The 24,587-nt window shown below is 71.3% G+C and carries 16 protein-coding genes; 10 read left to right on the forward strand and 6 right to left on the reverse strand.

Annotated elements, in window-relative coordinates:
* Window positions 1–39 precede the first annotated feature (39 nt).
* Together ABTX24_RS16255 and ABTX24_RS16260 are read right to left on the reverse strand one after the other, a co-directional pair.
* Window positions 40–711 carry a TetR/AcrR family transcriptional regulator gene (locus ABTX24_RS16255; protein ID WP_350840926.1) on the reverse strand — a complete coding sequence of 224 codons (672 nt, stop codon included), beginning with the start codon at window positions 709–711 and terminating at the stop codon, window positions 40–42.
* Window positions 712–786: 75 nt separating this feature from the next.
* Window positions 787–2,298, reverse strand: coding sequence for a carboxyl transferase domain-containing protein (locus ABTX24_RS16260; RefSeq protein ID WP_350840927.1), 1,512 nt, complete (start codon window positions 2,296–2,298; stop codon window positions 787–789).
* A gap of 106 nt (window positions 2,299–2,404) precedes the next feature.
* Here ABTX24_RS16260 and ABTX24_RS16265 point away from each other — a divergent pair, with 106 nt between their 5' ends.
* The 6 genes from ABTX24_RS16265 to nagB all read left to right on the forward strand — a co-directional run bounded on the left by ABTX24_RS16265 (window position 2,405) and on the right by nagB (window position 8,761).
* Window positions 2,405–3,532 (forward strand): LLM class flavin-dependent oxidoreductase, encoded by a 1,128-nt coding sequence (locus ABTX24_RS16265; protein ID WP_350840929.1) that lies wholly within the window; start codon window positions 2,405–2,407, stop codon window positions 3,530–3,532.
* A gap of 349 nt (window positions 3,533–3,881) precedes the next feature.
* The gene (locus tag ABTX24_RS16270) at window positions 3,882–4,337 is read left to right on the forward strand and encodes an HNH endonuclease (protein WP_350718554.1); all 456 of its coding nucleotides are present in this window, start codon (window positions 3,882–3,884) and stop codon (window positions 4,335–4,337) included.
* Window positions 4,338–4,490: 153 nt separating this feature from the next.
* Window positions 4,491–5,609 carry an ROK family transcriptional regulator gene (locus tag ABTX24_RS16275; RefSeq protein ID WP_160026540.1) on the forward strand — a complete coding sequence of 373 codons (1,119 nt, stop codon included), beginning with the start codon at window positions 4,491–4,493 and terminating at the stop codon, window positions 5,607–5,609.
* Entirely contained in the window at window positions 5,609–7,060 is a 1,452-nt protein-coding gene (locus ABTX24_RS16280; protein ID WP_350840931.1) for a glycoside hydrolase family 3 N-terminal domain-containing protein, read from the forward strand. Before ABTX24_RS16275 ends, ABTX24_RS16280 begins: the two co-directional genes overlap by 1 nt.
* Window positions 7,057–7,962, forward strand: a complete 906-nt coding sequence (locus ABTX24_RS16285) for an ROK family protein (protein ID WP_350840933.1) — start codon at window positions 7,057–7,059, stop codon at window positions 7,960–7,962. The genes ABTX24_RS16280 and ABTX24_RS16285 overlap by 4 nt, the downstream gene beginning before the upstream one ends.
* Before the next feature lies 1 nt (window position 7,963).
* Window positions 7,964–8,761: a glucosamine-6-phosphate deaminase gene (gene nagB / locus ABTX24_RS16290; RefSeq protein ID WP_350840935.1), complete on the forward strand. Its 798-nt coding sequence runs from the start codon at window positions 7,964–7,966 to the stop codon at window positions 8,759–8,761.
* Here nagB and galT read toward each other — a convergent pair.
* From galT to ABTX24_RS16310, 4 genes are read right to left on the reverse strand one after another with little or no spacing between them, the layout of a single operon-like run.
* Window positions 8,758–9,837: a galactose-1-phosphate uridylyltransferase gene (galT, locus tag ABTX24_RS16295; protein WP_160026544.1), complete on the reverse strand. Its 1,080-nt coding sequence runs from the start codon at window positions 9,835–9,837 to the stop codon at window positions 8,758–8,760. The two genes, nagB and galT, sit on opposite strands and share 4 nt — an antisense overlap.
* Before the next feature lie 24 nt (window positions 9,838–9,861).
* Window positions 9,862–11,427, reverse strand: a complete 1,566-nt coding sequence (locus ABTX24_RS16300; protein ID WP_350840937.1) for a serine/threonine-protein kinase — start codon at window positions 11,425–11,427, stop codon at window positions 9,862–9,864.
* The gene (locus tag ABTX24_RS16305; protein ID WP_160026546.1) at window positions 11,424–12,779 is read right to left on the reverse strand and encodes an FHA domain-containing protein; all 1,356 of its coding nucleotides are present in this window, start codon (window positions 12,777–12,779) and stop codon (window positions 11,424–11,426) included. Before ABTX24_RS16305 ends, ABTX24_RS16300 begins: the two co-directional genes overlap by 4 nt.
* On the reverse strand, window positions 12,772–13,563 hold the full coding sequence (locus ABTX24_RS16310; RefSeq protein WP_160026547.1) for a PP2C family protein-serine/threonine phosphatase: 792 nt from the start codon (window positions 13,561–13,563) through the stop codon (window positions 12,772–12,774). The genes ABTX24_RS16305 and ABTX24_RS16310 overlap by 8 nt, the downstream gene beginning before the upstream one ends.
* Window positions 13,564–13,794: 231 nt before the next feature.
* Here ABTX24_RS16310 and ABTX24_RS16315 point away from each other — a divergent pair, with 231 nt between their 5' ends.
* The 4 genes from ABTX24_RS16315 to ABTX24_RS16330 are packed head-to-tail and all read left to right on the forward strand — an operon-like array spanning window position 13,795 to window position 24,586.
* The gene (locus tag ABTX24_RS16315) at window positions 13,795–20,100 is read left to right on the forward strand and encodes an Ig-like domain-containing protein (protein WP_350840939.1); all 6,306 of its coding nucleotides are present in this window, start codon (window positions 13,795–13,797) and stop codon (window positions 20,098–20,100) included.
* Window positions 20,101–20,110: 10 nt separating this feature from the next.
* Window positions 20,111–21,079, forward strand: coding sequence for an AAA family ATPase (locus ABTX24_RS16320; protein WP_160026549.1), 969 nt, complete (start codon window positions 20,111–20,113; stop codon window positions 21,077–21,079).
* Between the two features lies 1 nt (window position 21,080).
* Complete coding sequence (locus tag ABTX24_RS16325) at window positions 21,081–22,352, forward strand: DUF58 domain-containing protein (RefSeq protein ID WP_350840941.1); 1,272 nt, start codon at window positions 21,081–21,083, stop codon at window positions 22,350–22,352.
* Window positions 22,349–24,586: a transglutaminase TgpA family protein gene (locus tag ABTX24_RS16330; RefSeq protein WP_350840943.1), complete on the forward strand. Its 2,238-nt coding sequence runs from the start codon at window positions 22,349–22,351 to the stop codon at window positions 24,584–24,586. The genes ABTX24_RS16325 and ABTX24_RS16330 overlap by 4 nt, the downstream gene beginning before the upstream one ends.
* Window position 24,587 lies beyond the last annotated feature (1 nt).

Raw genomic sequence — 24,587 nt, forward strand, 5'->3', positions numbered from 1 at the left:
GTTGGGAGGGTAGGAGGACGTACGCCGACGGGCCTGGCGTCATGCAGACGGGGGCTCCGTGGCGGCGTCCTGCGGCGGGTCCGGTACGTAGAGCAGGTATTCGTCGAGCATCCGGCGGGTGGTGAAGACGCCCTGGGTGTAGAGCTCGATCATCGGCAGGTAGCTCGTGGACAGGAAGCCACGCACCATGCCGCTGATGTCCCTCGGGTCCTTGGGCGGGTTGAGGGTGAGCTCGAGCATGAGCGTGCCGAGGGCGGAGAGGACCAGATAACGGGCCCTGGCCGTCTCGTCGAGGCTGGGCTTGATCAGCCCGGCCTCGATGCCGTGCTTGGTGTAGCCGACCGCGTCCTCGATCATCTGCTCGATGAAGGTGCGGCCGACCGGCCCGCCGTCCTGCAGTGAGCGGAGGACGTAGCCGAGCATCGGTGCGTACTCGTCCGCGGCGGCGAACCTGTGCAGGATGCCCTGGCCCGACGCCAGCTCGTCGATCGTCTCGTTCTTCGCCGCCCGGATCTCGGCGAGAACCCGCTCGTCGCACTCCGCGTGGAGCTCGTCCTTGGAGCCGAAGTGATGGATCACCAGGGCCGGGCTCACGCCGGCGTCGGTGGCGATCGAGCGGACCGAGGCACCGAAACCGTCACGCGCGAAGCGCACCACCGCCGCGTCGCGGATTCGCTCGCGGGTCGTCGGGTCGGCAGGGGCTGAACGCATGTTTAATGCTAAACACGTGTTCAGTCAGAGCGCAAGGGGGAACGCGGCGTCACCTCGCGTGCGCGGCGCCGCGCCTCAGCCCGCGTAGCGAGCAGCCCGCGCGGTCGGCTCGCCCGGTCCGGAGGCGAGCAGCCCGAGCAGCTCGTCCTCGAGGACCTCTCCGACCCGGCGGCAGAACGTCTCCGGCTCGTCGGCGGCGTCGGGGGACTCCGCGACGATCCGGTCGACCACGCCGATCTGCTGGAGGTCGACGGCGAGGACCCGCTGGGCCTCGGCCATCTCGGCGGCGTGGTCGGAGTCGCCGTACACGATCGCGCTCGCGCCCTCCGGAGGAAGCGGGGAGAGCCAGGCGTGCTGGGCGGCGACCACCCGGTCGGCAGGGAGGAACGCGAGCGCGCCACCGCCGTTGCCCTCGCCCAGCATCAGGCTGAGCGTCGGGGTCTCGACGTTGACGAGCGTGCCCAACGTACGCGCGATCTCGCCGGCGATGCCGCCGTTCTCAGCCTCCGCCGACAGCGCCGCGCCGGGGGTGTCGATGACGGTGACGACGGGGAGCCCGAGCCCGGCGGCGAGCTTCATCCCGCGCTGCGCCTCGCGCAGTCCCTCCGGGCCGAGCGGCTGGTGTGCCTGCTCGCGCCGGTCCTGGGCCAGCACCAGGCACGGCGCCGACCCGAAGCGCGCCAGCGCGATGATCAGGCCCGGGTCCCGCTCGCCCTGCCCGGTGCCGTTGAGGGGTACGACGTCCGAGGCGGCGATCCGGAGCAGCGCCCGTGCCCCCGGCCGGTCCGCGCGGCGGGACCGCGTGATCGCATCCCAGGTGTCGACCGCCGAGAAGTCGGCCCCGTCGGCCGAAGCGTCACCGGCTGACCTCTCGGCCGACGCGAGCGACGTCTCGGCCGACGTGGGTGGCTTCTCGGGCCGGAGCTCGAGGATCGTCAGGACGCGGTCGACGAGCCCGGCGAGCTCGTCGGGAGGTACGACGCCGTCGACGAGGCCGTGGGCGAACAGGTTCTCCGAGACCTGGACGCCGGAGGGGAAGGGGCGGCCGTTGAGTACCTCGTAGACCTTCGGACCGAGGAACCCGAGGAGTGCCGCGGGCTCGGCGACGGTGACGTGGCCCAGGGATCCCCACGAGGCCATCACGCCGCCGGTGGTGGGGTGGCGCAGGTAGACGAGGTAGGGGAATCCGGCGGCCTTGTGGCGGGTGACGGCCTCGGCGATGCGCACCATCTGCACGAACGCCGGCGTACCCTCCTGCATCCGGGTCCCGCCCGACGCCGGGCCGGCCAGCAGCGGCAGCCCCTCGCGGGTCGCCCGGTCCACGGCTGCGATCAGCCGCTCCGCCGACGCGCGCCCGATCGACCCGGCCAGGAACCGGAACTCGGAGAGCACCACGGCCACCCGCCGCCCGGCGATCCGGGCCTCGCCGGTGACCACCGACTCGTCGGTCCCGGCCCGCTCCCGGGCGCGCGCCAGGTCGGCGGCGTACGCCTCGGGGACCTCGCCGTGGGCGGGCGGGATGTCCCAGGACGTCCAGGTGCCGGGGTCGAGAACGAGGTCGATCAGCTCATCGGAGGTCAGGCCCATGGATCGGACGATACCCAGGAATTGGCTCAGTGGCTGAGCCTGTCCCGAGGAGCGACACCAGATGCGTTAGTCTATTAACTCAATAGACAATGCGAAGGAGTCTGGAATGAACGCCCCCACGAACCCCGAGCTCCTCTGGTACCTGCCCAACTTCGTCGAGACCGGCCATCGTGGCGACACCGCGTCGCCGGAGGAGGGCTACGGCACCCTCGACTACCAGGTCGGCCTCGCCGAGGCGGTCGAGAAGGCCGGCTGGACGGGTGCCCTGCTCGGCACCAGCTGGGGGAGGCCGGACACCTTCACCGTCGCGACGGCCCTGGCTGCGCGCACGACGACCTTCGAGCCGCTCATTGCGATCCGCCCGGGCTACTGGCGCCCAGCCAACTTCGCCACCTCGGCCGCCACCCTCGACCAGCTCAGTCGTGGTCGGGTACGCGTCAACATCGTCTCCGGCCAGGACGACCTGGCCGCCTATGGCGATCGCGAGGACTCACGTGCGGCCCGCTACGCGCGGACCAAGGAGTTCATGCGGCTGGTGCGGCGGCTGTGGACCGAGGAGAACGTGACCTTCGACGGCGACCACTTCCAGGTCGCCGACTCCACCATCATCCCGCGTCCGTACGCCACCGAGGACCGCCCGCACCCCAGGCTCTACTTCGGCGGCGCGTCCCCGGAGGCCGAGGCGGTGGCCGCGACCGAGGCCGATGTACAGCTCTTCTGGGGTGAGCCGCTGGACGGCATCGCCGAGCGGGTCGAGCGCCTGCAGGGCCTCGAGCAATCGCTGGACCGCGACCTCGCGCCCCTGGAGTTCGGGCTGAGGATCACCACGCTGATCCGGGACACCCGCGAGGAGGCCTGGCGTGACGCGGAGGAGAAGGTACGCCGGATGGCCGACTCCGTCGGGGACCGCGAGTTCCGCCGGTCGGGCCGGGCGGCGGTCGGGCAGAGCCGGCTCCTCGACCTCGCCGACCGTGGCGACGTGCTCGACGAGTGCCTCTACACCGCTCCTGGGAAGTACGGCGGCGGTGGCGCCGGAACCACCTGGCTGGTCGGCTCCGCGGACGACGTCGCCGCCGCGCTCGGCCGCTACCAGGAGCTCGGCGTGACCCACTTCGTCCTCTCGGACACGCCCTACCGGACCGAGGTGGCCCGGGTCGGCGAGGCGCTGATCCCGAGGCTCCGCGAGGCGGACCGGGTCGCGCTAACGGGGCCAAACGGCGTACGTCGGGCGTAGTTAACCGGAAAGACACGCTCCTGACCTGGGAAAACCGTTGGTAGCTGGAGGGTGTTCGCTCTATTCTGGTAGCACCCGGTTTCGCCGCCGGGTGCCACCACTTGACCTTTTGAAGGGCCCACCATGAGCACGCAGCACTCGACCACCGCCCCGGCGGCCTGGTCGCTGACCGCTGCGCACGAGCGCGACCCTCATGCCCGCGGGAGCCGACAGTGACCTGGGTGCATAGCCGCACCGGATCACTCCGGGCCGCTCCTGCGAGACATGTCTGTCTCGTCGGGGCGGCCCTTTTTGTTTCTGTCCGATCAGCACGCGATCCCTATCCGACTCTCCTGGGAGGTAACCGAGTATGACCACGACCATGGGCGCCGTGACCCTGTATAACGCCTCCTTCGAGCCGCTCGGAAGGGTCTCGTTCAAGCACGCCGTGCGGATGCTGTTCCGTGAGGTGGCGGTAGTTCACGAGCAACAGGGCGACAAGATGATCGGGCCACATCCATGGCCCAAGGCGGTGCGGCTGGTCCGTTATATCGCCATGCATTGGATGTACCGGCCGGCCGGCTACTCCCGCGAGGGAGTGCTCAAGCGCGACCAACATCGTTGTGCCTACTGCGGCGGCCACGCCCGCACCATCGACCACCTGCTGCCACAGTCACGCGGCGGCAGATGGACGTGGATGAACACCGTGGCGGCGTGCGGCAAGTGCAACGGCCGCAAGGGCAACCGCACCCCCGAGGAGGCCCACATGGTCCTCCGCATCGAGCCGTACGTCCCGACCCGTGCCCAGCTTGCCGCCATCATCTGACCCGCCGAAAGGTCGGTTTCTGTCCCCGAACGTTCCGAAAGGTGACGTCTCGATGGCAGAAACTGACCCTTCGGCGTCAGAATGCGACCTCTCGGCGAGGAAAATGTCGTGTCGACTTGACGCAGCATTAATAAGTACGATGGACTAACAAACATGTCCAAGGCGAGACGTCGTACGTTGCGGCCGATCGGTAAGTTGCTGCAGGAAGATGCGCGGCGGCATCACCGATCCCTGGTGCTCCAGCACCTCTTCGCGGTGGGTCCGGCGAGCCGCGCCGACCTGGCTCGAGCCTCCGGTCTGACCCGGGCGACGGTCTCCGATCTGGTGGGCAGCCTGCTCGAGGACGGGCTCGTCGAGGAGCTCGGCGCGCCGGTGGAGAGCCGGGTCGGGAAGCCGCCGATGCTGGTCGGTCTCGCCGCCGACGCCACGCACATCGTGACCATCGACGTCTCCGGTGACGACCAGGTCGCCGGAGCGGTGCTCAACCTGACCGGCGATGTCGTCCATCGCACCACCAGGTGCCGCGAGGGCCGCACCGGAAGCGAGGCCGTACGCCTCGTGAAGGAGCTGGTCACCGAGCTGATCGCGAGCACCGACCGGCCGATCCTCGGCATCGGGATCGGTAGCCCCGGTGTCGTCGCAGCCGACGGCACCGTGGTCGCCGCGCCCAACCTGGGCTGGACCGATGTCGCGCTGGCCGACCAGGTGCGCCGTGAGACCGGCCGACCGACGTACGTCGCCAACGACGCCAACACCGCAGTGCTGGGGGAGTACACCTTCGGCCAGTCCGGCGACGGCGGCCTGATGCTCATCCGGGTCGGCACCGGTGTCGGTGCGGGGCTGGTGCTCGAAGGGGCGCTGCTGCACGGGTTCGTCGACGCCGCCGGTGAGGTCGGGCACGTGACCGTCGACCCCGAGGGTCCTCGGTGCGCATGCGGCCGACAGGGCTGCCTGGAGACCTTCCTCGCGGTGCCGCGCCTGCGGGAGCGACTCGAGACAGCCCACGACGATGCGCTCGTGGAAGCCGGCGAACATCTTGGAAAGGCATTGGCCCCTGTGGTCGGAACCCTGAATCTTCACGAGCTGGTCCTCTCCGGGCCGGCCGATCTCCTGGACGGACCGCTGCGCGAGACCGCCGACCGGATCATCCGCGAGCGGACGATGCCGGTCAGCGGCGAGCCGCTGGAGTTCCGTACGTCGACGCTCGGCGAGGACGTCGTCATCGTCGGCGCCGCGGTGCTGGTCCTCGCCGGTGAGCTGGGGGTGTCGTGATGTCTTCCCCGACCACCGTCGAGACCCTGGCGCTGCGCGTCCAGGTCTCCGCCTTCGCCGGCCCGACCCTGCCGCCCGGCTACGCCGAGCTGCTCCGCGAGGGTCTGGGCGGGATCTGCCTCTTCGGCCCCAACACCGAGGCCGGTGAGGATTCCGTACGCAGCCTGGCGGCCGAGATCCGGGCCGCATCCGCCGAGGGCGGCTGGGCGCCGGTGATCACCATCGACGAGGAGGGCGGGGATGTCACCCGCCTGGAGGCGCTCACCGGTTCCTCGGTGCTCGGTGCCGCCGCCCTCGGCGCGGCCGACGACCTGGCGCTGACCGAGGAGACCGGCCGGGCGGTCGGGTTGCGGCTGGCGCGAGCCGGCATCAACCTCAACCTGGCACCGGTCGCCGACGTGAACTCCAACCCCGACAACCCGGTGATCGCGACCCGGTCGTTCTCCCACGACGCCGGCGTGGCGGCCAAGCACGTCGCGGCATGGGTGAAGGGCCTGGAGTCGACCGGGGTCGCCGCCTGCGTCAAGCACTTCCCCGGCCACGGTGACACCGGACAGGACAGCCACGTCGCCCTCCCCGTCCTCGACGCCCCTCTGGACACCCTGCGAAGCCGTGAGCTGGTCCCGTTCCTGGCGGCCGCCGAGGCCGGCGCGGCCTCGGTGATGACCTCCCACATCGTGGTGCCCGCCCTCGACCCCGAGCTGCCCGGAACGCTCTCCGCGCCGGTGCTGGGACTGCTGCGCGAGCTGGGCTACGACGGCCCGATCGTCTCCGACGCCCTCGACATGGCCGGTGCCTCGGCGAGCCGGGGGATCCCCGCCGCGGCGGTGCTCTCGCTCAAGGCAGGCGCCGACCTGCTTCTCCTCGGCCCCGACAAGCCCACCTCGCTGGTCCACGAGACGACCGCCGCGATCGTGGCCGCAGTCGAGTCCGGTGAGCTGCCGCTGGAGCGGCTCCAGGACGCGGTCGCCCGCATCGACCGGCTGCTCGCCGACCTCGCCGACGCGCAGCAGCGTCCGGACGGCGAGCTCGACCCTCGGTTCGAGGAACGCTCCGTCGAGGGCGCTCGCCGGGCGCTCGCGACGGCCAGCGACGACATCAGCGAGATCCCGCACCTCGCCGGAGCCCAGGTCGTGACCGTCGACACCGAGGCCAACATCGCCGTGGGCGACGTGCCGTGGGGGCTGCCGCCGGACATCGTGATCCGTCCCGGCGACCCGCTCCCGGATCTCCCCGACGCACCCCTCATCGTGCAGGTACGTGACGCGCACCGCCGTCCCGAGGTCGGCCGGACCGTCGCCGAGCTCCCGGGCGTCGCGGTGCTGGTGGAGTGGGGGTGGCCCGGGGCGTACGACCGGAGGGGCGTGCCACGACTGTGTCCACAGGGGTTCTCCCTGCCGGGCGTGGCCGCTGTGACCGAGGTGCTGCGACGATCGGGCTGGAACCGATGAACGGCGCACGGGTGGGCCTCGACATCGGCGGCACCAAGATCCACGGCATCGCGATCGGCGCCGACGGGGCGGTGCTGGCCGAGGACCGAGCCGCTACCACCCCCGGTGGCGAGGGCGTCGTCAAGAGCGCGGCCGCGGTGGTCACGAGCCTGCGTGACGCGCTCGACGGCGGCGAGATCCGCTCGATCGGGGTCGGCATCCCCGGCATCGTCGACACCCGCGCCGGCACCGTGAAGCATGCGGTCAACCTGGGCCTGGACGGCGACGCCTTCCCGCTCGCGGAGCTGCTCGGCGCCCGCACCGGAGCGGTCGTCACCCTCGAGAACGACACCAACGCGGCGACCCTCGGCGCGCACGCCGTCGAGGACGTCGACGACCTGGTCTACCTCTCGCTCGGCACCGGCCTGGCGGCCGGCCTCTACCTCAGCGGCGCGCTCCGCCGAGGCTTCCACGGCGCCGCCGGGGAGGTCGGGCACCTCCCGGTCGACCCGGAGGGCCCGGTGTGCGGGTGCGGCCAGCGCGGCTGCCTCGAGCTGGTCGCCTCCGGTGCCGCGCTCGCGGCGGCCTGGCCGACGGCCACCGGCCACCCCGCCGCGGCGCTCTTCGCCGCAGCCTCCTCGGGCGACCCGGCGGCCGTGATCGTGCGGGACCGCTTCGCCGACGGCGTCGCCGCGGCCGTACGCTCCCTCGCTCTCGCCGTCGACCCCGAACGCGTCGTCATCGGCGGGGGTGTCGCGACGGTCGGCGAGCCGCTGCGGGAGGCGATCGCGCTCGCGCTGGTCCGGCAGACCGAGACGTCCCCCTTCCTCGCCTCCCTCGAGCTCGCCTCGCGCCTGCGGGTGGTCTCGGCCGCCCCGGTCGCCGCCATCGGCGCCGCCCTGATCACCCCGACGAAGGACTGACATGGAAGTAGTTGTCCTCGACACCCCCGCCGAGGTCGCATCCCTCGCCGCGGACACGATCGAAGACGTCGTACGCCGCCGGGCGGCCGCCGGCACCCCCGCGGTGCTCGGGCTGGCCACCGGCTCGACGCCTCTGGCGACGTACGAGGAGCTCATCCGGCGCGCCCGGGACGGTCGCGGGCCGTCCTACGACGGCGTGGAGACGTTCAACCTGGACGAGTACGTCGGCCTGCCCAACGGGCACGAGCAGTCCTATCTGGCGACCATCCGGCGCGAGTTCACCGACGCGATCGGCATCCCGCCCGAGCGGGTCCACGGTCCCGACCCGACCGAGGAGACGCTGCCGACGGCCGGGGAGCGCTACGAGGCGGCGATCGTGGCCGCGGGCGGGATCGAGGTACAGATCCTCGGCATCGGCTCCGACGGCCACCTGGCCTTCAACGAGCCCGGCTCGTCGCTGGCCTCGCTGACCCGGATCAAGACGCTCACCGCGACGACGCGCAAGGACAACGCGCGCTTCTTCGGCTCACCCGACGCGGTGCCGCACCACGTGCTCACCCAGGGCCTGGGCACCATCACCCGAGCCGGTCATCTGCTCCTCCTCGCCACGGGGGAGGGCAAGGCGGAGGCGGTCGCCGCCGCGGTCGAGGGCCCGCTCTCGGCGACCTGCCCGGCGTCGGTCCTGCAGCTCCACGGCCACGTCTCGGTCCTCCTCGACGAGGCCGCGGCCTCCCGGCTCGTACGCCGCGACTACTACCGCGAGGTCTACGCCGGGAAGCCGGACTGGCAGGGGCTCTAGAGAGCGTCGCGGAGCCGCTCGGCGGCGGTCTCCGGCGGGATGTCGTTGACCCAGAGCGCGACGCCGGACTCGATGCCGGCCAGGTACTTCAGCCGCCCCGGAGCCCGCCGGATGGTGAAGATCTCGGCCGCCAGGTGCCAGGTGTCCTCCCGGCCGGTCGGAGCCTGCTGCCAGCCGGCGATGTAGGGCACCGGGCCGGCGTCGTCGAGCCCGTCCATCCGCCGCAGGCACTCCTGGTAGAGCGCGGCGAGGTCGTCCATCTCGTCGGCGGTCAGTCCGGGCAGCGAGCCCACGTGGCGCCGCGGCACGACACGGATCTCGTAGGGCCAGCGGCCGGCATAGGGCACGTACGCCACGAACGTCCCGTTCTCGGCCACGATCCGCGACCCGTCGGCGATCTCGTCGGCGAGCACCGCACACTGCAGGCACTCGCCGGTCTCCTCGCGGTGGGCGTCGGCGGCGTTCACGAGGGACTCGATCCGCGGCGGCAGCACCGGCATGGCGTAGATCTGCCCGTGCGGGTGCTGCAGCGTCACCCCGATCTCCTCGCCGCGGTTCTCGAAGCAGAAGACGTACGCCACCTCCGGCATCGCCGTCAGCTGCTCGGTGCGGTGCGCGAGCGCCGCGAGCACCGTCCGCACCCGCTCGGGAGGAAGGTCCACGAAGCTCTGCTCGTGGTCGCTGGTGAAGCAGACGACCTCGCACCGGCCACGCCCCGGCTGAGAGACGAACGGCTCCCCGGTCGCCTCGCCGACCGCGACCGTCGAGAGCGCCGGGAACCGGTTCTCGAAGGCGACGACGTCGTAGCTCTCGGCCGGGATCTCGGTCAGCCGCCCATCGACCGACGGGCACAGCGGGCACTCGTCCGAGGGTGGCTTGAACGTACGCGTCTGCCGGTGCCCCGCCACCGCCGTCCAGGTCGCGGTCAGCCGGTCCCAGCGCAGCTGCGACCCGCCCGCCCGCGGCTCCAGCGGCCGCTCGTCGTGCACCGACCGCAGCGTCGGCTGCTCGTCGAAGAACCAGATCTCGCGTCCGTCCGCCAGCTTCGCTGACGTGGCCACAGGGGTGTTCGGCATGCGCCCAGTATCGCCTGCGCCGGGCTACTTGCTGACGCAGGCCTGGGCTGCGCCCTGGGAGACGTTGCCGTTCTCCCCGAGGGAGCGGACCTGGATGCAGACCTTGGTGGCACCGTCGAGGCGTACGACCGCCTTGGGCCGGTCCACGTTGCCGCTGGTGGAGTTGTCGCCGACCCACTTGTAGCCGGTCGCTCCGGGCACGCCGGACCAGGTGAATACGGCGCGGTTGCCCTTGAGCGTGCCCTTGACCTTGCCCGGGGCGGCCGGGCCGGTGACACCGGGGAGGTCGGTCTCGACGGGCGGGGGCGGGACCTCGTCGGGCTTCTCGTCGTCGCCGCCGCGGGAGAGCACGATGCCGATGGCGGCGGCGATGAGGAAGAGGACGACGACGCCGATGATCGCCGGGGTCTTGCTGCGGCTCTCCGGGCGCGCGCCGGTGAGGACCGAGGGGCCTTCCTCCGCCCGCGGGTAGCTGAACCGGGTGCGGTCGGCCGAGGCCGAACCGGCATCCGCCACCGGCGCCGACGCGAGCGAGGCCGGCGGCTGGGTGATCGGCGCCTGCGCGATCACCTGGGACGGCGGCTTGAGCTCGGTGGCCTTCTCCATCTCCGGGTCGGAGGGCGGAGAGGGGAGACGCGAACGGCCCGAGCCCGTGGTCGGACCCTCACCCCGCGCGGCCGGGATGTCGGGAACGACCGGGATCGACCCGCTGCCGCCGGCATCGCGGTCGAGGACCTGCACCTCGGTGCGTCCCAGCCGCAGCTCCTGCTCGATCCGCTGGAAGTGCCGGGCCAGGTCGAGGACCGTCCTCGGCCGGTAGGCCGGGTCCTTCGCCATCGCCTGCTGGAGGACGCGGTCGAGCGAGGGCGGCACGTCCGGGCGCCCGGTTGCCGGCGGCGCCGTGTGCAGGATGCGGGAGAAGACGGCGCGGTCGGAGTTGTTGCCCCGCTCCGCGAACGGCGAGCGGCCTACGAGCAGGTGCCAGACGGTCGCGGCCAGCGAGTAGACGTCGGAGGCGACCGAGCCGTTGGACGCCGAGGTGAGGACCTCGGGTGGCGACCACGGCAGCGAGACCCCGATGTCACCCTCGTCGTCGCGCGGGCGGCCGGCGATACCGAAGTCGGCCAGGCCGGGCACGTCGTAGCGGGAGAGCAGGATGTTGGACGGCTTGATGTCGCGGTGGATGATCCCGGCGCGGTGGGCGGTCTCGACGGCCGAGGCCATCTGGATCCCGAAGCGCAGCGCGTCCTGCACCTTCATCGGGTTGTTGCGGACGCGGGCACCGAGGTCGGCGTTGGGGTAGTAGCCCATCACCAGGTAGGGGCGGCCGTCCGGCGTCTCGCCGGCGCTGTGCACCGGCACGATGAACGGGTGCTCGGCCAGCTCGGCCATCACCGCCGCCTCCGCGGCGAACTGCGCCCGCTGCGCCTCGGCGAGGTCGGAGGACCGCATCAGCTTCACCGCGACCCGGACCTTCGGGTGGTGGCGCTCGTAGAGGTAGACGTCGGCGAAGCCGCCCGAGCCGAGCCGGCCCAGGCAGGTCATCCCCGGCAGCTCGGGACCGAGCTCGGGGTGTGGTGTCTGGGTCACCCGAGGACCTCGTACGTCAGGTTGATGGAGCCGGCGAGGCTCACCACGGCGCCGGGCTCCAGGGCGTACTCCTCCATCGGCCGCATCTGCTGCGGCCGCCCACCGGGCAGGGTCAGGTAGGTTCCGTTGGCGGAGCCGAGGTCGCGGACGAGCACCTGCCACTCCTCCAGGCGCACCTCGGTGTGCAGCCGGCTGATGTCGGGCAGCATCACCTTCACCAGATGCGGAGGTACGCCACCGGCCCCCGTGTTGCCACTGGCATCGGCGCGCGGCGACCGCCCGAAGACGGCACCTCGGTCCAGGATGACGACTCGGCCGTCACCCAGCTTGAGCTGGCCCAGCGCGGGGCGCGGGACCGACACCGGCTGCTGGTGCGGCGGCAGCGCCATCCGGCAGATGCGGCAGGTCGGGGAGTAGGGCGGTGAGGCGTGGCCCTGCGGGCAGTAGACCGCCCACACGGTCGGTCCGCCCGCCGGCGGCACCGGGGTCGGCGTCGCGACGTCGCGCACGCGGGTCGCCATGTCGTTGGGCGGGGTGGGCGACGGCGCAGGCGCCGGCGCGGGCATCGGCGGAGGAGGCGCGGTGGGCCGCGGCGCGGGCGGTGTCGCGGGCGGGGGTGAGGGCTGCCGGTCCGGCGGACCCCACGCGTTCGGGTCGGGCTTCTTGGCACCCTTCTTCCGCCACGGAAGCCCGTCGATGATGCCCTTCTTGGACTCGGGCGCAGGCTGGGGCGGCGCCACCGGTGGCGGCGGCACGGGCGACGGGGGAGGGCTCTGGAACGAGGGGGCGCTCGGCATGGCCGGAGGAGGCGCGGCGGGCGGCGGAGCGGCGGCCAGATCCGAGCGCCGGATGGTGTGGTCCAGCGGCGGCGCCATGGTCGAGTCGACGTGCTGCTGCACCTGGACATAGAAGTTGGGGTCGAAGACGACGTCCAGCGAGCGGGCGTGGGCGGTGTCGACCAGCGGCTGGTCCTCCTCCATCCCGCCCCAGGCCCCGTTGGCGAGCTCGGCCCGCTCGGGGACGGCGGCGAAGTGGCCGTCGGCCCACCTGCCGGCGACGTCGATGCCGTCGATGAAGACCGGCACCTCATTGACGACGGCGGTCACCTTGGCGGGGGAGCGCACGGCGTACCGCACGCGTGGGCCCTCGCGCCCGACCAGCGCGAAGCCGGGGGCGCGTGGCCCGTCGGCGGAGAGCAGACCGGCGATCGCGTCAACCGGGTGGGGGTCGGCCAGCGCTGCCTGGACGCCGGTGACCCGCGGGTCACCGGGCCCGAGCTGGACGAGCGCCCAGCACTGGTCGCCCTTCAACGCGAGCCAGTGCCCAGCACAGTAGGTAGCGGTATCACTCATGGGACGAGGAGGCGTCGACTTCCGTCGGGACGGCGAAGAGCGAGGGAGGGGGTGTCACGAGTACCACGGTGACATTGTCGCGCCCACCCGAAGCAACCGCAGCGTCCACCAGCCTCTGGGCCAGGTTGTCGATGCTTCCGCCGACACCGAGCGTCTTGGACGCGATCTCATGGATCTCGTGGTCCTCGAGCTCGCCGGTGAGGCCGTCGGAGCAGAGCAGGAAGATGTCGTCGGGCGCCACGGTCATCAGCCAGGTGTCGGCCTCGGGAGACGGGTAGGTGCCGAGCGACCGGGTGATGACGTTGCGCAGCGGGTGGACACGGGCCTCCGCGGCGGTGATCATGCCCGCCTCGACCATGGCCGCGACCTCGGAATGGTCGATGGTCACCTGCGTGACGCCGGCCGGCGAGAGCCGGTAGACGCGCGAGTCGCCGACGTTGAACACCAGCCAGTGGGGAGCGCCCTCGAACTCGACGAGCGCCACGCCGGTCAGGGTCGTACCCATGCCCTGCTTCTCGGAGTTGCGAGCCGCCTCCGAGGTGATCGCGGAGTTGGCGGCGTGGACGGCGTCCTGGATGTCCTCGGGAACCGGGCAGATCGTCGCGAAGCGGCTCTGGAAGGTCTCCACCGCGAGAGCGCTGGCCACGTCGCCACTCGCATGACCGCCCATCCCGTCGGCGACGACGGCCACCGCGGGCAGCATGACGAACGAGTCCTCGTTCACCTCGCGGACCCGGCCGACATCAGTCGCCCCCGCGGCACGCAGGGCTGGGTAAGCGGTCATGCTGTTCCTTTGCGGAGCCATGTATCGAGACATCCCAGGCAGGATGCGAAATAGTGGTGCTGGAAGCGGACACTTTAGAACATCCCGTACGGTATCGGTGAGCGTGTTCACTGAGCCGTGTGCCACGTTTGGCTAGTTCGTGTGGCTTCTTACCCTGAGGCGCGCCTAGAGTAAGCCAGGCTTTTCGCGTCGGCTGGCCATTTGGCATGGAAGGACTTGGGGAGAGTCTTGGTGGCACGTTTCGGGATGGCGCCCGGGTGGATGCGGCGTCATCGGACCTCCATCGCGTCCTGGGCAGCTCTTGCCGTCGTTGCGAGCGGGTTGACCGTCTACGCGATCCAGTCGACCGGCTACCCCGTGCACAAGGCCGATCTCGACGACGGCGGCATCTGGGTCACCAACCAGTCCTGGGGCACGCTGGGCCGCCAGAACCGCCCCGTCGCCCAGCTCGACGGTGTCGTCTGGGCGGGCAACGAGACCGGGTCCAGGTCCGAGCGTGCCGGTCTCGACGTGGTGCAGAACGGCATCGCGGTGGCCTCCGTCGACCGCGACGCCCGCACCATCACGCCGGTCAACACCAAGCTCGCCGAGGGCATCGACGACGACGCGGTGACCGTGAAGGACAGCCGCGTGGTGATGGGTGGCAACACCATCGGCGTCGCCGAGCAGAAGACCGGCAAGGTCTGGCTCACCTCCGTCGACCCGACCGCCGGCGTCGGCGACCTCTCCGACCTCTCCGGCTCCACCAAGCCCACCGAGACGGTCGGCGCCGACGCGGTGCTCACCATCGGCACCGACGGGACCGCGTACGCCGTCTCGGCCGCCAAGCGGACGCTGACCGCCTTCGCCCCGGACGGTGAGCGGTTCGCCGACCCCGAGGAGACCAAGCTCCCGAAGGCTCCGGAGTACGCGGAGACACCGACCTCGGCGACCGTCGTCGGTGACCATGTCATCACCCTCGACCAGGCCGGCTGGCTGCTCGGCGCCTCCAAGGGCTCCGACATCGCCGTCGACTTCGGTGACACCGCGGAGAGCGCGGTCCTCCAGCAGCCCTCCGTCAAGGCCAAGGACGTCCTCGTCGGTGACGGGGAGGGCCTCAAGGCCGTCGACCTGCGCAACGGTGAGATCCGCCGTATCGCCGAGTCCGCCGGCGACCCGGCGGCCCCCGTACGTCTCGGCGACTGCATCTTCGGTGCCTGGGCCAACGGCTCGACCGGCTCGGTGGTGACCCAGTGCGGAGAGGGCGAGCCGATCCTGGGCGAGATCCCGACGCTCGGCCCGGCCGCGGAGCTGGAGTTCCGGGTCAACCGTGGCCAGCTGGTGCTCAACGACCTGCGCAACGGTGATGTCTGGGAGATCGACGGCGCCGACATCAAGAAGATCTCCAACTGGGAGGCGTTCCAGCCGCAGACCCAGAAGCAGAACCAGAAGAAGGACAAGCAGCAGCAGCAGACCAAGGCCGCCCAGGCGCCGAAGGCCAAGGACGACCAGCTCGGTGCCCGCGCCGGACGCACCACGGTCCTGCACGTCCTCGACAACGACTCCTCGGCCAAGGACTCGATCCTGAGCGTCGTCTCGGTCGGCGAGGCCTCCGTCAAGGGCGTCGAGGCCACCATCGCCCCCGACCGGCAGTCGGTCCTGGTGACCGCCCCCGAGTCGGCGCAGGGGAAGAAGACCAGCTTCAAATACACGGTCGACGACGGGATGAAGGGCAAGGCCGGCCAGGACGACGCCAGCGTCGAGCTCAGCATCGAGGGCTCGGGCGGCACCGGCAAGCCGACGCTGCGCGAGCACTACACGCCGACCGATTACACCGTCGCGGCCGGCGGCACCGTGGAGATCCCGGTCGTCGGCGACTGGCGCGACGAGCGCTACGGCGACCCGGTCACCGCCCAGTCCCCGACCGCGTCCAAGGGCAAGGCCAGCGTGACGCCCGACGGGCTGCTGCGCTACACCGCCGCCGCGGACGCCTCGGGCAGCGAGAACCTCGGCTACCAGGTCAGCACCGGCGGCAAGCCGTCGAAGGACAAGGTGCGGATCAACATCGTCGCCGGGGCGACCACCGCCTCCCCGGAGCCGAAGGACGACGTCGCCGAGGGCACCCAGGGCTCCTGGGTGACGATCCGCCCGCTCGACAACGACATCCCCGGCGCCGATCCGTCCAACCTCGACGCGACCCTCACCCTCGCCGGCGACGTCCCGCCCAAGGGCGGCCTCGAGGTGAGCACCGACCGGGAGACCGGCGTGGTGCGGGCCAGAGGAAGCTCGCCAGGCACCTACCAGCTCAGCTACAACGCCGGTTTCGGGGCGGCGAAACCCGCCGCGGCGAAGATCCGCGTCGACGTCAAACCCGCCTCCCAGGCGGCGGACGAGCCGATCGCGACCCCGGACACGACCGCCGTCCTCGGCACCTCGACCCGCACCCTCGACGTCCTGGCCAACGACTACGACTCCCGGGGCCGGCTCCTCGCCGTGACCCATGCCGAGCCGGTCGGCGACAGCGACCTGACGGTCGCCGTGCTCGACGGGCGCTGGCTGCGGATCCAGGCGTCCAAGCCCGACATGGACCCGTCGACCCAGGCGATCCGCTACACGATCAGCAACGGCGCGGCCGAGGCCGAGGGATCGGTGACGGTGAGCCAGCGACCGGCGTTGCGCGGCGCCGAGAACGCCCCCGAGGCGGTCGACGACGAGGCCACGGTCCGGGCCGCCGACTCCGTCTCGATCCCGGTCCTCGACAACGACTCGACGCCCTCGGGTGACCCGGTCGGCCTGGTCGTGGACCAGACCATCGAGACCAAGGGCCAGCTGCAGGTGCTGGGCCAGCCCACGGTCGGTGAGGCCTACATCGACGGCAACCGGGTCCGCTACGTCGCCCCCGACGACGTGAAGGGGCCGGTCGACGTCGATGTCCGCTACGTCGTGCAGAACACCGGCGACCCCTCCGCGGAGCACTCCTCGGGCAACATCCGCATCCACGTCAAGCCGCTGCCGAAGAAGAAGGCGGACAACTCCGCGCCCGCGCCGAAGGCGCTGGAGTCGCGGGTGGTCCAGGGCGACGAGGTCACGCTGCGGCTGCCCACGGTCGGCACCGACCCCGACGGCGACTCGGTCTCGGTGACCAGGATCAACAGCGCGCCCTCCTACGGCCGCGTCCTGGCCCACGGCGCCAACACGATCACCTACCAGGCCTTCCCCAACGCCGCGGGCACCGACGAGTTCACCTACGAGGTCAGCGACCCGTTCGGTGCGGTCGCGACCGGCACCGTGCGGATCGCCGTCGTCGCGCCCGGCGCGCCCCAGCGGCCGGTCGCCGTCGACGACCTGGTCACGCTCGACCCCTCCAAGAAGCTGACCTACGACGTGCTCGCCAACGACCTGCGTACGCCGGGGACCGAGCTGCACCTCGCCTCGACCGACGCGACCGAGGGCTCCAACGTCAAGCAGCGCTCCGACGGCATCGTCACGGTCCAGGGTGGTTCCGGGGAGCCGTTCCAGCACGTCCCCTACCGCGCCACCACGGGTCTCCACGAGGACACCGGCGAGCTCGCGATCCGCTATCAGGAGGGCTACGACAACCCGCCGATGGCGGGGATCGTGGTCGCCCATCCCGAGGGCGACTCGTCGACCACCACCGTCGACGTGATGACCAAGGTGACCGACATCGACGACTCGCTCGAGGACCTCACCGTCGACGCGGTCAAGGGTCCGTCGGTCGGGGAGGACGAGTCCAAGCCGAAGATCGACGACGGCAAGGTCACCCTGCCGGTCGGCGACAACACCCGGGTGTGGACCTACCGGGTCACCGACCCCGACGGCGCCCAGGCGGTCGGCTCGATCTACGTCCCCGCGCGTCCCAAGGACGCTCCCTACCTGAAGCCGGGCTCCGAGCTCCAGCTCAACCCTGGCGAGACGAAGAACGTCGACATCACCGACTACGTCGAGGACCCCGAGGGCGACCCGGTCGTGCTGACCACGACCGACAAGATCGTGGCCGCTCCCGAGGGCATGCTCAACACCGGCGACACCACCGCGACGACCGTCAAGGTCACCGCCGGCGAGACCAAGGGTCCGGCGACCCTCACGTTCGAGGTCGCCGACCGCGAGAAGATCACCTCCGCCGACGCCCACCTCTCGGTGATCTCGCTGCCGGTCCAGATCGGCAAGGAGGAGCCGGAGATCAACTGTCCGAGCACCCCGGTCGAGGTCCCGGAGAGCGGCAACGGCGCGCTGGTCGACATCGCCGCCATCTGCCACGTGTGGACCGCCGACCCGGGCGACGCCGACGACCTCGACTTCACCGCCGAGGTCGGCGACGGGCTCGACGGGGTCGAGGTCAAGCCCGAGGACGGCGGTCTGCGGCTCACCGCTGAGCACGCCGACGCCGGCGCCCAGGGCGCCCTGGAGATCGGCGTCGAGGGCACGGACGCGACCGGACAGCTCCTGGTCACCGTCATCGCGCTGCCCGCCCCGTCGCTCTCTCCGATCAAGCCGCTGCAGACCGAGGCCGGAAAGACGGTCGCCATCGACCTGGCCGACTATCTGCAGACACCGGTGCCGTCGGAGTCGCAGGAGATCGTGGTCACCAAGCTCGACCCGGTCGACGGCGACTCGCCCGACATGGGCAAGGCCAGCGGCTCGAAGATCACCTTCAACACGCCCGAGGAGGGCCACGGCCACTACCGCTACGCGATCGAGGTCAGCGACTCCGGCAAGGACTCCAAGCGGGTCAAGGCCACCGGCGTCATCGAGGTGGACGTCATCGACGTCCCCGGCGCGCCGACGGGGCTGCGTACGACCTCCGACTTCCTCTCCAACGTGGTCGCGCTGTCGTGGAACGCGCCGAAGGACAACGGCGACGACCCGATCCAGCGCTACGAGGTGGAGGCCAACGGCGACCACGTCCAGGACTGCCCGTCGACCTCGTGCCGGATCACCGGGCTGAAGAACGGCGTCGTCTACGACTTCCGCGTGCGCGCGGTGAACTCCGTCGGCCCGAGCCGTGAGTGGAGCAACTCGGCAGAGGGCGAGCCCGACGCCTACACCGGCCCGGTGCAGAACCTTCGCGTCACCCGCCAGCGCGACCACCAGGTCGAGCTGAGCTGGAGCAAGCCGGCGCCGTGCGACTGCTCGGACGTGCAGAAATACCGGATCAGCTGGCCCGGCGGCGGCATCAAGGACATCTCCGCAGGTCAGACGACGTACGCGGCGGCGGTCAGCTCCAACGGCGACCCGGTCCAGTTCACGGTGGTGCCGCTCAACGACAAGGGCGTCAAGACCAACAAGGGTCCGACGGCGACCGTCGAGGGGATGGGTGCCGGCAAGCCGGACACCCCGGCGACCCCGACCTTCGAGTGGGCCAACACGGCCAACAACTCCGGCAAGGCGGTGACGGTCTCGTGGAGCCCGGTCGCGGCCAACGGCCCCGCCCCGGTGACCTACGAGGTACGCCGCACCGGCGGCACCGGCGAGAAGATCGTCTGCTCCTGGGTGACCGAGACCAGCTGCCGCGACGACGTCGCCAACGACGGCACGATCTACACGTACGCCGTCAGGGCCCGCAACGCCGAGGCGACTTCGCCGCGCGAGACCACTGCCGGTGGTTCGCCGGAGGCGCACATCTCCAGCTACTCCGCCGGCGGCAAGGTCGAGGCGGCCGCGACACCCGACGCGGTCTCGTTCGCGAGCGCGACCCCGACCGGGGCCAACGGCACGGCCGAGATCGTCTTCACGCCGCGGGCCTCGCACGGCAAGACCAACCGGGTCGAGTGCGTGCGCAACGGCTCCTCCTGCGGCAGCTGGACCTACCCGCCCGAGGGCGCCGGTCAGCAGACCAAGACGATCACCGGCTTCACCAACGGCACCTCGACGACCGTCCAGCTGCGCGCCTGCAACGACTCCTCCGGCGGCACCGGCGCAGGCGACTCCTGTGGCGCCCCGTCATCGAAGAACGTGACCACCTACGGTCCGCTGGGCACGCCGTCGATCTCGGCGAGCGTCGACGGAAACAAGGTCAACTGGCGGGTCAGCTACGACCCCAACGGCAAGGCCGCGACCGTCACCGTCAAGCGTGGTGGAACCGAGGTCGCGCAGTTCGGCACCGGCACCGGCGCGGGCAGCCGTTCGGGCACGGACACCGCGCCGAACTGGGACACGTCCTACACCTACACCGTGACCATCAGCGACTCGCCGCGGGCGAGCAAGTCCGACTCGGTCACGGTGCGGACCGACCCGCCGCCGGACCCGATCCTCGAGGTGAACAAGGCCGGCGAGTGCACGGGTGCATCGTGTCCGGAGCCGGACGTCGCCTGCGGCGGCACCTGCTGGTACGTCGGCTCGACGATCACCGACCTCGCCTTCCCGGGCAAGACCTGGGAGTGCAGCACCAACTCCACGACCTCGCGGTGGAACGTGACCATCGGGAGCAATGGCAAGGGCTCGGGCAGCGGCCGGGGCTGGGTCGGCGCGAACACTCCGTTCAGGGTGACCTGCTCGACGTCGGGTCGACCCACTCTTTCGAAGAACGTTACGTGGTAGGAGAGAAGAAATGACCGTCACGACCGAGCAGGCTCGTTGGTTCCACGAGACCTTCGAGAAGCTTGCCGACAACGTCGAGAAGGCGGTGCTGGGCAAGCGCAACGTGATCCGCCTGGTGCTGACCGCGCTGCTCTCCGAGGGCCACCTGCTCCTCGAGGACTACCCCGGCACGGGCAAGACCCAGCTCGCCCGCGCGCTGGCCAACACGGTCCAGGGCTCGCACGCCCGCATCCAGTTCACGCCGGACCTGCTCCCGTCCGACGTCACCGGTGTGACCGTCTACGACCAGGGCAAGGGCGCCTTCGAGTTCCACCCGGGCCCGATCTTCCACTCGATCGTGCTGGCCGACGAGATCAACCGCGCCTCCCCCAAGACCCAGTCGGCGCTCCTGGAGGTCATGGAGGAGGGCCGGGTCACCGTCGACGGCGCCACCCGCGAGGTCGGCCGGCCGTTCATGGTGATCGCGACCCAGAACCCGATCGAGCAGGCCGGGACGTACCGGCTGCCCGAGGCGCAGCTGGACCGCTTCCTGATGAAGACGTCGGTCGGCTACCCCGACCAGAACGCCACCGTCGAGCTGCTGATGAACTCCTCGGTCCGCGACCGCGCCACCCTGGTCACCCCGATCATCACCGCCCCGACGGTCACCCAGATGGCGGAGATGGCCGACCAGGTCTACATCGACCCCGCGATCGTCGCCTACGTCTCCGCACTGGTCGACGAGTCGCGTCGCCACAAGCACGTACGCCTCGGAGCCTCCATGCGTGGCTGCCTCGCCCTGGTGCGCACCGCCAAGGTGTGGGCGCTCGCCGAGGGCCGCTCCCAGGTGCTGCCCGACGACGTCAAGTCGCTCGCCGAGCCGGTGCTCTGCCACCGCCTGATCCTCGACCCCGAGGCGATGTTCAACGGCATCACGGTCGAGGACGTCATCGGCGACCTGCTCACCTCGGTCCCGGCTCCCACTGAGCGTGTCGCCTGAGATGAGCAGGCTCAGTGTCCGCAACACCGTTGCTGACCTGCGGAAACGACTCGCCCCGGTAACGTCCGGGGCGGGTTCGGTCTACTCGTTCGTCGCCGACCGGGTCCGTCCGTGGTTCGGCACGGTGACCTCGATCGGCTGGGGTGTGCTGCTCCTCGGCGCGCTGGCCTGGGTCGCCGCGACCGCGCTCGGCTGGATCGAGGCGGCCGTGGTGGCGATGGCTGCGCTGTTCCTCGTGATCGGTGCGGCCTTCTTCATGATCGGACGCACCCGGCTCGCGGTGGCGACCGTGGTCGAGCCGCCGCGCGTCGCCGTCGGCCAGGCGCTGACCGGCGAGCTGCGGGCCCGCAACGAGGCGCGCGGTCCGCTCGTCTCGACGAGCCTGGAGTTCCCCATCGGAGCGGGCGGGGTCACGTACGACCTGCCGATGCTGCTTCCCGGCGCCGAGCACACCGAGCTGTTCGTGGTGCCGACCCAGCGCCGCGGCGTGATCGACGTCGGTCCCGTACGGACCGTGCGCGGCGACCCCCTCGGGCTCTTCCGGCGCGTGCAGGAGTGGACCGACCGCACCGAGGTGTTCGTCCACCCGCGCACCACCCACCTGGAGCCCTTCGGGGTCGGTCTGGTCCGTGACCTCGAGGGGTCCACGGCGCAGAACACCTCGATGAGCGACCTCGCCTTCCACGCGCTGCGTGAGTACGTCCCCGGCGACGACCTGCGCCACATCCACTGGCGCTCCTCGGCACGCCACGGACAGCTGCTCGTGCGCCAGTTCCTCGACACCCGCCGCTCCCACATCGTCGTCATCGTCGACTCCTCGCCGATGTCCTACGACAGCGAGGACGAGTACGAGACCGCGATGTCGATCGCGGGCTCCCTGCTGCGGCGCGGGATCCTGGACGAGTTCGACGTCTCGTTCGCGACCGGCGACGTGCTGATGGTGCGCGCCACCGCGGCGAGCGGGGGAGGGCGTACGGCTCTCGACGCCTGCTCCCGGGCGAAGCCGCAGCAGACCAACCTGATCGAGATCACCGCCGAGGCGGCCCGGCAGGCGCCGGACGCGTCGCTGGTGATGCTAGTGACCGGGCGCTACCCGGAGTTCGTCGCGCTGCAGCGCGCGGCCGGCCAGTTCTCGGTCGATGCCACCACCGTCGCCGTACGGGTCGACTCCTCGCAGCGCGCCGGCTTCAAGGCCGTCGCCGACCTGCCCATGCTCACCCTGCCCGACCTGGACCAGCTGCCGATCGTGCTGTCGAAGGGGTTGTCCGGATGAAGAAGCACCACGCCGTCGACGCCCTCCTCCTGTTCCTTCTCGGCACCATCGCCTTCCTCGGCTTCGACGACACCTACGCCGGCTGGACCTACCTGGTCGCCGGCGTCGCCGGGCTGCTGCTCGGGATCCTCATCGCCTTCGTCGGCCGCGGGCAGCCGGTGGTCGTGCTGGCCGTCGGGCTACTGGCCGCCTTCTTCGTGCTCGGTGGCGCGGTCGCGCTGCATGGCATCGGCGACCTCTCGTTCCTCCCGGTCCCCGACACGATCGGCACCCTCGCCGACAACTCCGTGCACGGCTGGAAGCGACTGCTGACCACGCTGCCGCCGGTCGACGGCGGGGCGCTGCTGACGATCCCCTACATCCTCGGTCTCGTCGCCGGCTGCGTCGGCTTCGCGCTGGCGGTGCGGATGAAGGCGGCGCTGCCGCCGGTGCTCGTCGCATTCGCGCTGATGGCCGGCGTGATCCTGCTCGGCGTCCAGGACCCGTCCAAGACCGCCCTGCTCGGCGCGCTCTTCGGAGCGATCGCGATCACCTGGCTGTGCATCCGCGGGATGCGGGCTCGTGCCCTCGCCGCCGGTGGCCGACGCTTCTCACGGACCGCGATCGGAGCCGCCCTGTGCCTCGGCGCGGCCGGGCTGGCGTTCCTCGCCGGGCCGCTGCTCCCGGGTCTCGCGCCCGAGCGCACGGTGCTGCGCGGCGAGATCGAGCCGCCCTTCAACGTCGGGCAGTACCCGTCGCCCCTGGCCGGCTTCCGCGTCTACACCAAGGGCTACCAGACGCCCGAGGACGACCGCCGGCTCTACGAGAAGGACCTGTTCACCGTCTCGGGCCTGCCCGAGGGCACCCGGGTCCGGGTCGCCGCGATGGATTCGTACGACGGCACCGTCTGGCGCGCGGCCAACGACTCCGGCGAGACCGAAGGTCCCGACGACACCTTCCAGAAGATCAGCTCGACGCTGCGCAACCCGCTCGCCGACGGCAAGCAGGTGCGCGGCACGATCACGATCGGGGAGGACTTCGGCGGCGTCTGGGTGCCGCTGCCGACCGCGCTGACGCACATCTCGTTCGACGGTCCCGACGCCGACTCGTTCCGCTACAACCTGGCGACGTCCACCGGTGTCCTGCCGTCGGCGCTGAAGCCCGGCGACTCCTACTCCTTCACCGCCTCGGTCGCCGACGAGAAGGTCGGGGAGAAGAGCGAGACCTGGTCGGGAGGCTCGCCGATCGGCGACGAGGCCGCCCAGTTCCAGGCGCTCGCCGCCGAGTATGCCGGTGGTGGTGACTCGCCGATCACCAACGCCCTGGCGGTGGCGGAGAAGCTGAAGGAGGAGGGCACCTACACCGACGGGGAGCCGCCCAACCAGCAGTACCCGGCCGGCCACTCCCTGCGTCGGCTCGCCGACTTCACCGCCAAGGGCGGCCAGCTCGCCGGCAACGACGAGCAGTACGCCGCGCTGATGGCGATCCTGGCCAACCAGGTCGGCGTCCCGGCCCGGGTGGTCCTGGGTGCCGTCGTCGGCTCCGACGGCGTCGTCCAGGGCAAGGACATGCACGCCTGGGTCGAGCTGCGGATGTCGGACGGGTCCTGGGCCACCCTGGACTGGTCCGAGTTCATGAACACCGAGAAGCCGCCCGAGCAGAACGCGCCTCAGCCCGAGGAGCTCGTCACCGGCAAGGTCGTCCCGCCGCCGGCGCCCGTACGCCCGCCCGCGACCTCCGGCGACCCGCTGGACGAGTCGGTCAACCAGAAGGCCAACTCCCGGCCCGACGGGTTCACGCTGCCGGGCTGGCTGATCGCCGTCTTCACGTACGTCGGCATCCCGCTGCTGCTCATCGCGGCCCTGTGCGGGGCGATCATCGGCGCCAAGATCTGGCGGCGACATCGCCGGCGGACGCGCGGGACTCCGGTCGCCCGTCTCTCCGGTGGCTGGCGCGAGACGCTCGACCACGCCCGTGACTTCGGGGTCGGGGTGCCCGTCGGCGCCACCCGCCGCGAGCAGGCCTCGGCGCTGTCCGCGTCGCCGGGCATGGACGGTGCGCCCGGGCTGGCGCTGCTCACCGACACCACCATGTTCGGCGAAGCCGGGCCGCAGGACGATGAGGTCGCAGCCTTCTGGGAGCAGGTCGGGACGCTTCGCTCATCGATGTCCGACTCACGCACGAGGTGGCAGCGCATCCGGGCGGCGATCAACCCGCTCTCGCTGGTGCCGCCCCGGCTGTTCCGGAAGCGCTGAG

Origin of the sequence: Nocardioides sp. NPDC127514, assembly GCF_040302125.1 — a bacterium.
Classification (GTDB): Bacteria; Actinomycetota; Actinomycetes; order Propionibacteriales; family Nocardioidaceae; genus Nocardioides.

Bases quoted from the DNA above. Each gene is read 5' to 3' on its own strand.
- ABTX24_RS16265 (WP_350840929.1), top strand. From the start codon at position 2,405: ATGAACGCCCCCACGAACCCCGAGCTCCTCTGGTACCTGCCCAACTTC.
- ABTX24_RS16285 (WP_350840933.1), top strand. From the start codon at position 7,057: ATGAACGGCGCACGGGTGGGCCTCGACATCGGCGGCACCAAGATCCAC.
- ABTX24_RS16275 (WP_160026540.1), top strand. From the start codon at position 4,491: ATGTCCAAGGCGAGACGTCGTACGTTGCGGCCGATCGGTAAGTTGCTG.
- ABTX24_RS16310 (WP_160026547.1), bottom strand. From the start codon at position 13,563: ATGACCGCTTACCCAGCCCTGCGTGCCGCGGGGGCGACTGATGTCGGC.
- ABTX24_RS16325 (WP_350840941.1), top strand. From the start codon at position 21,081: ATGAGCAGGCTCAGTGTCCGCAACACCGTTGCTGACCTGCGGAAACGA.
- galT (WP_160026544.1), bottom strand. From the start codon at position 9,837: ATGCCGAACACCCCTGTGGCCACGTCAGCGAAGCTGGCGGACGGACGC.
- nagB (WP_350840935.1), top strand. From the start codon at position 7,964: ATGGAAGTAGTTGTCCTCGACACCCCCGCCGAGGTCGCATCCCTCGCC.
- ABTX24_RS16320 (WP_160026549.1), top strand. From the start codon at position 20,111: ATGACCGTCACGACCGAGCAGGCTCGTTGGTTCCACGAGACCTTCGAG.
- ABTX24_RS16330 (WP_350840943.1), top strand. From the start codon at position 22,349: ATGAAGAAGCACCACGCCGTCGACGCCCTCCTCCTGTTCCTTCTCGGC.
- ABTX24_RS16270 (WP_350718554.1), top strand. From the start codon at position 3,882: ATGACCACGACCATGGGCGCCGTGACCCTGTATAACGCCTCCTTCGAG.
- ABTX24_RS16305 (WP_160026546.1), bottom strand. From the start codon at position 12,779: ATGAGTGATACCGCTACCTACTGTGCTGGGCACTGGCTCGCGTTGAAG.
- ABTX24_RS16260 (WP_350840927.1), bottom strand. From the start codon at position 2,298: ATGGGCCTGACCTCCGATGAGCTGATCGACCTCGTTCTCGACCCCGGC.
- ABTX24_RS16280 (WP_350840931.1), top strand. From the start codon at position 5,609: ATGTCTTCCCCGACCACCGTCGAGACCCTGGCGCTGCGCGTCCAGGTC.
- ABTX24_RS16255 (WP_350840926.1), bottom strand. From the start codon at position 711: ATGCGTTCAGCCCCTGCCGACCCGACGACCCGCGAGCGAATCCGCGAC.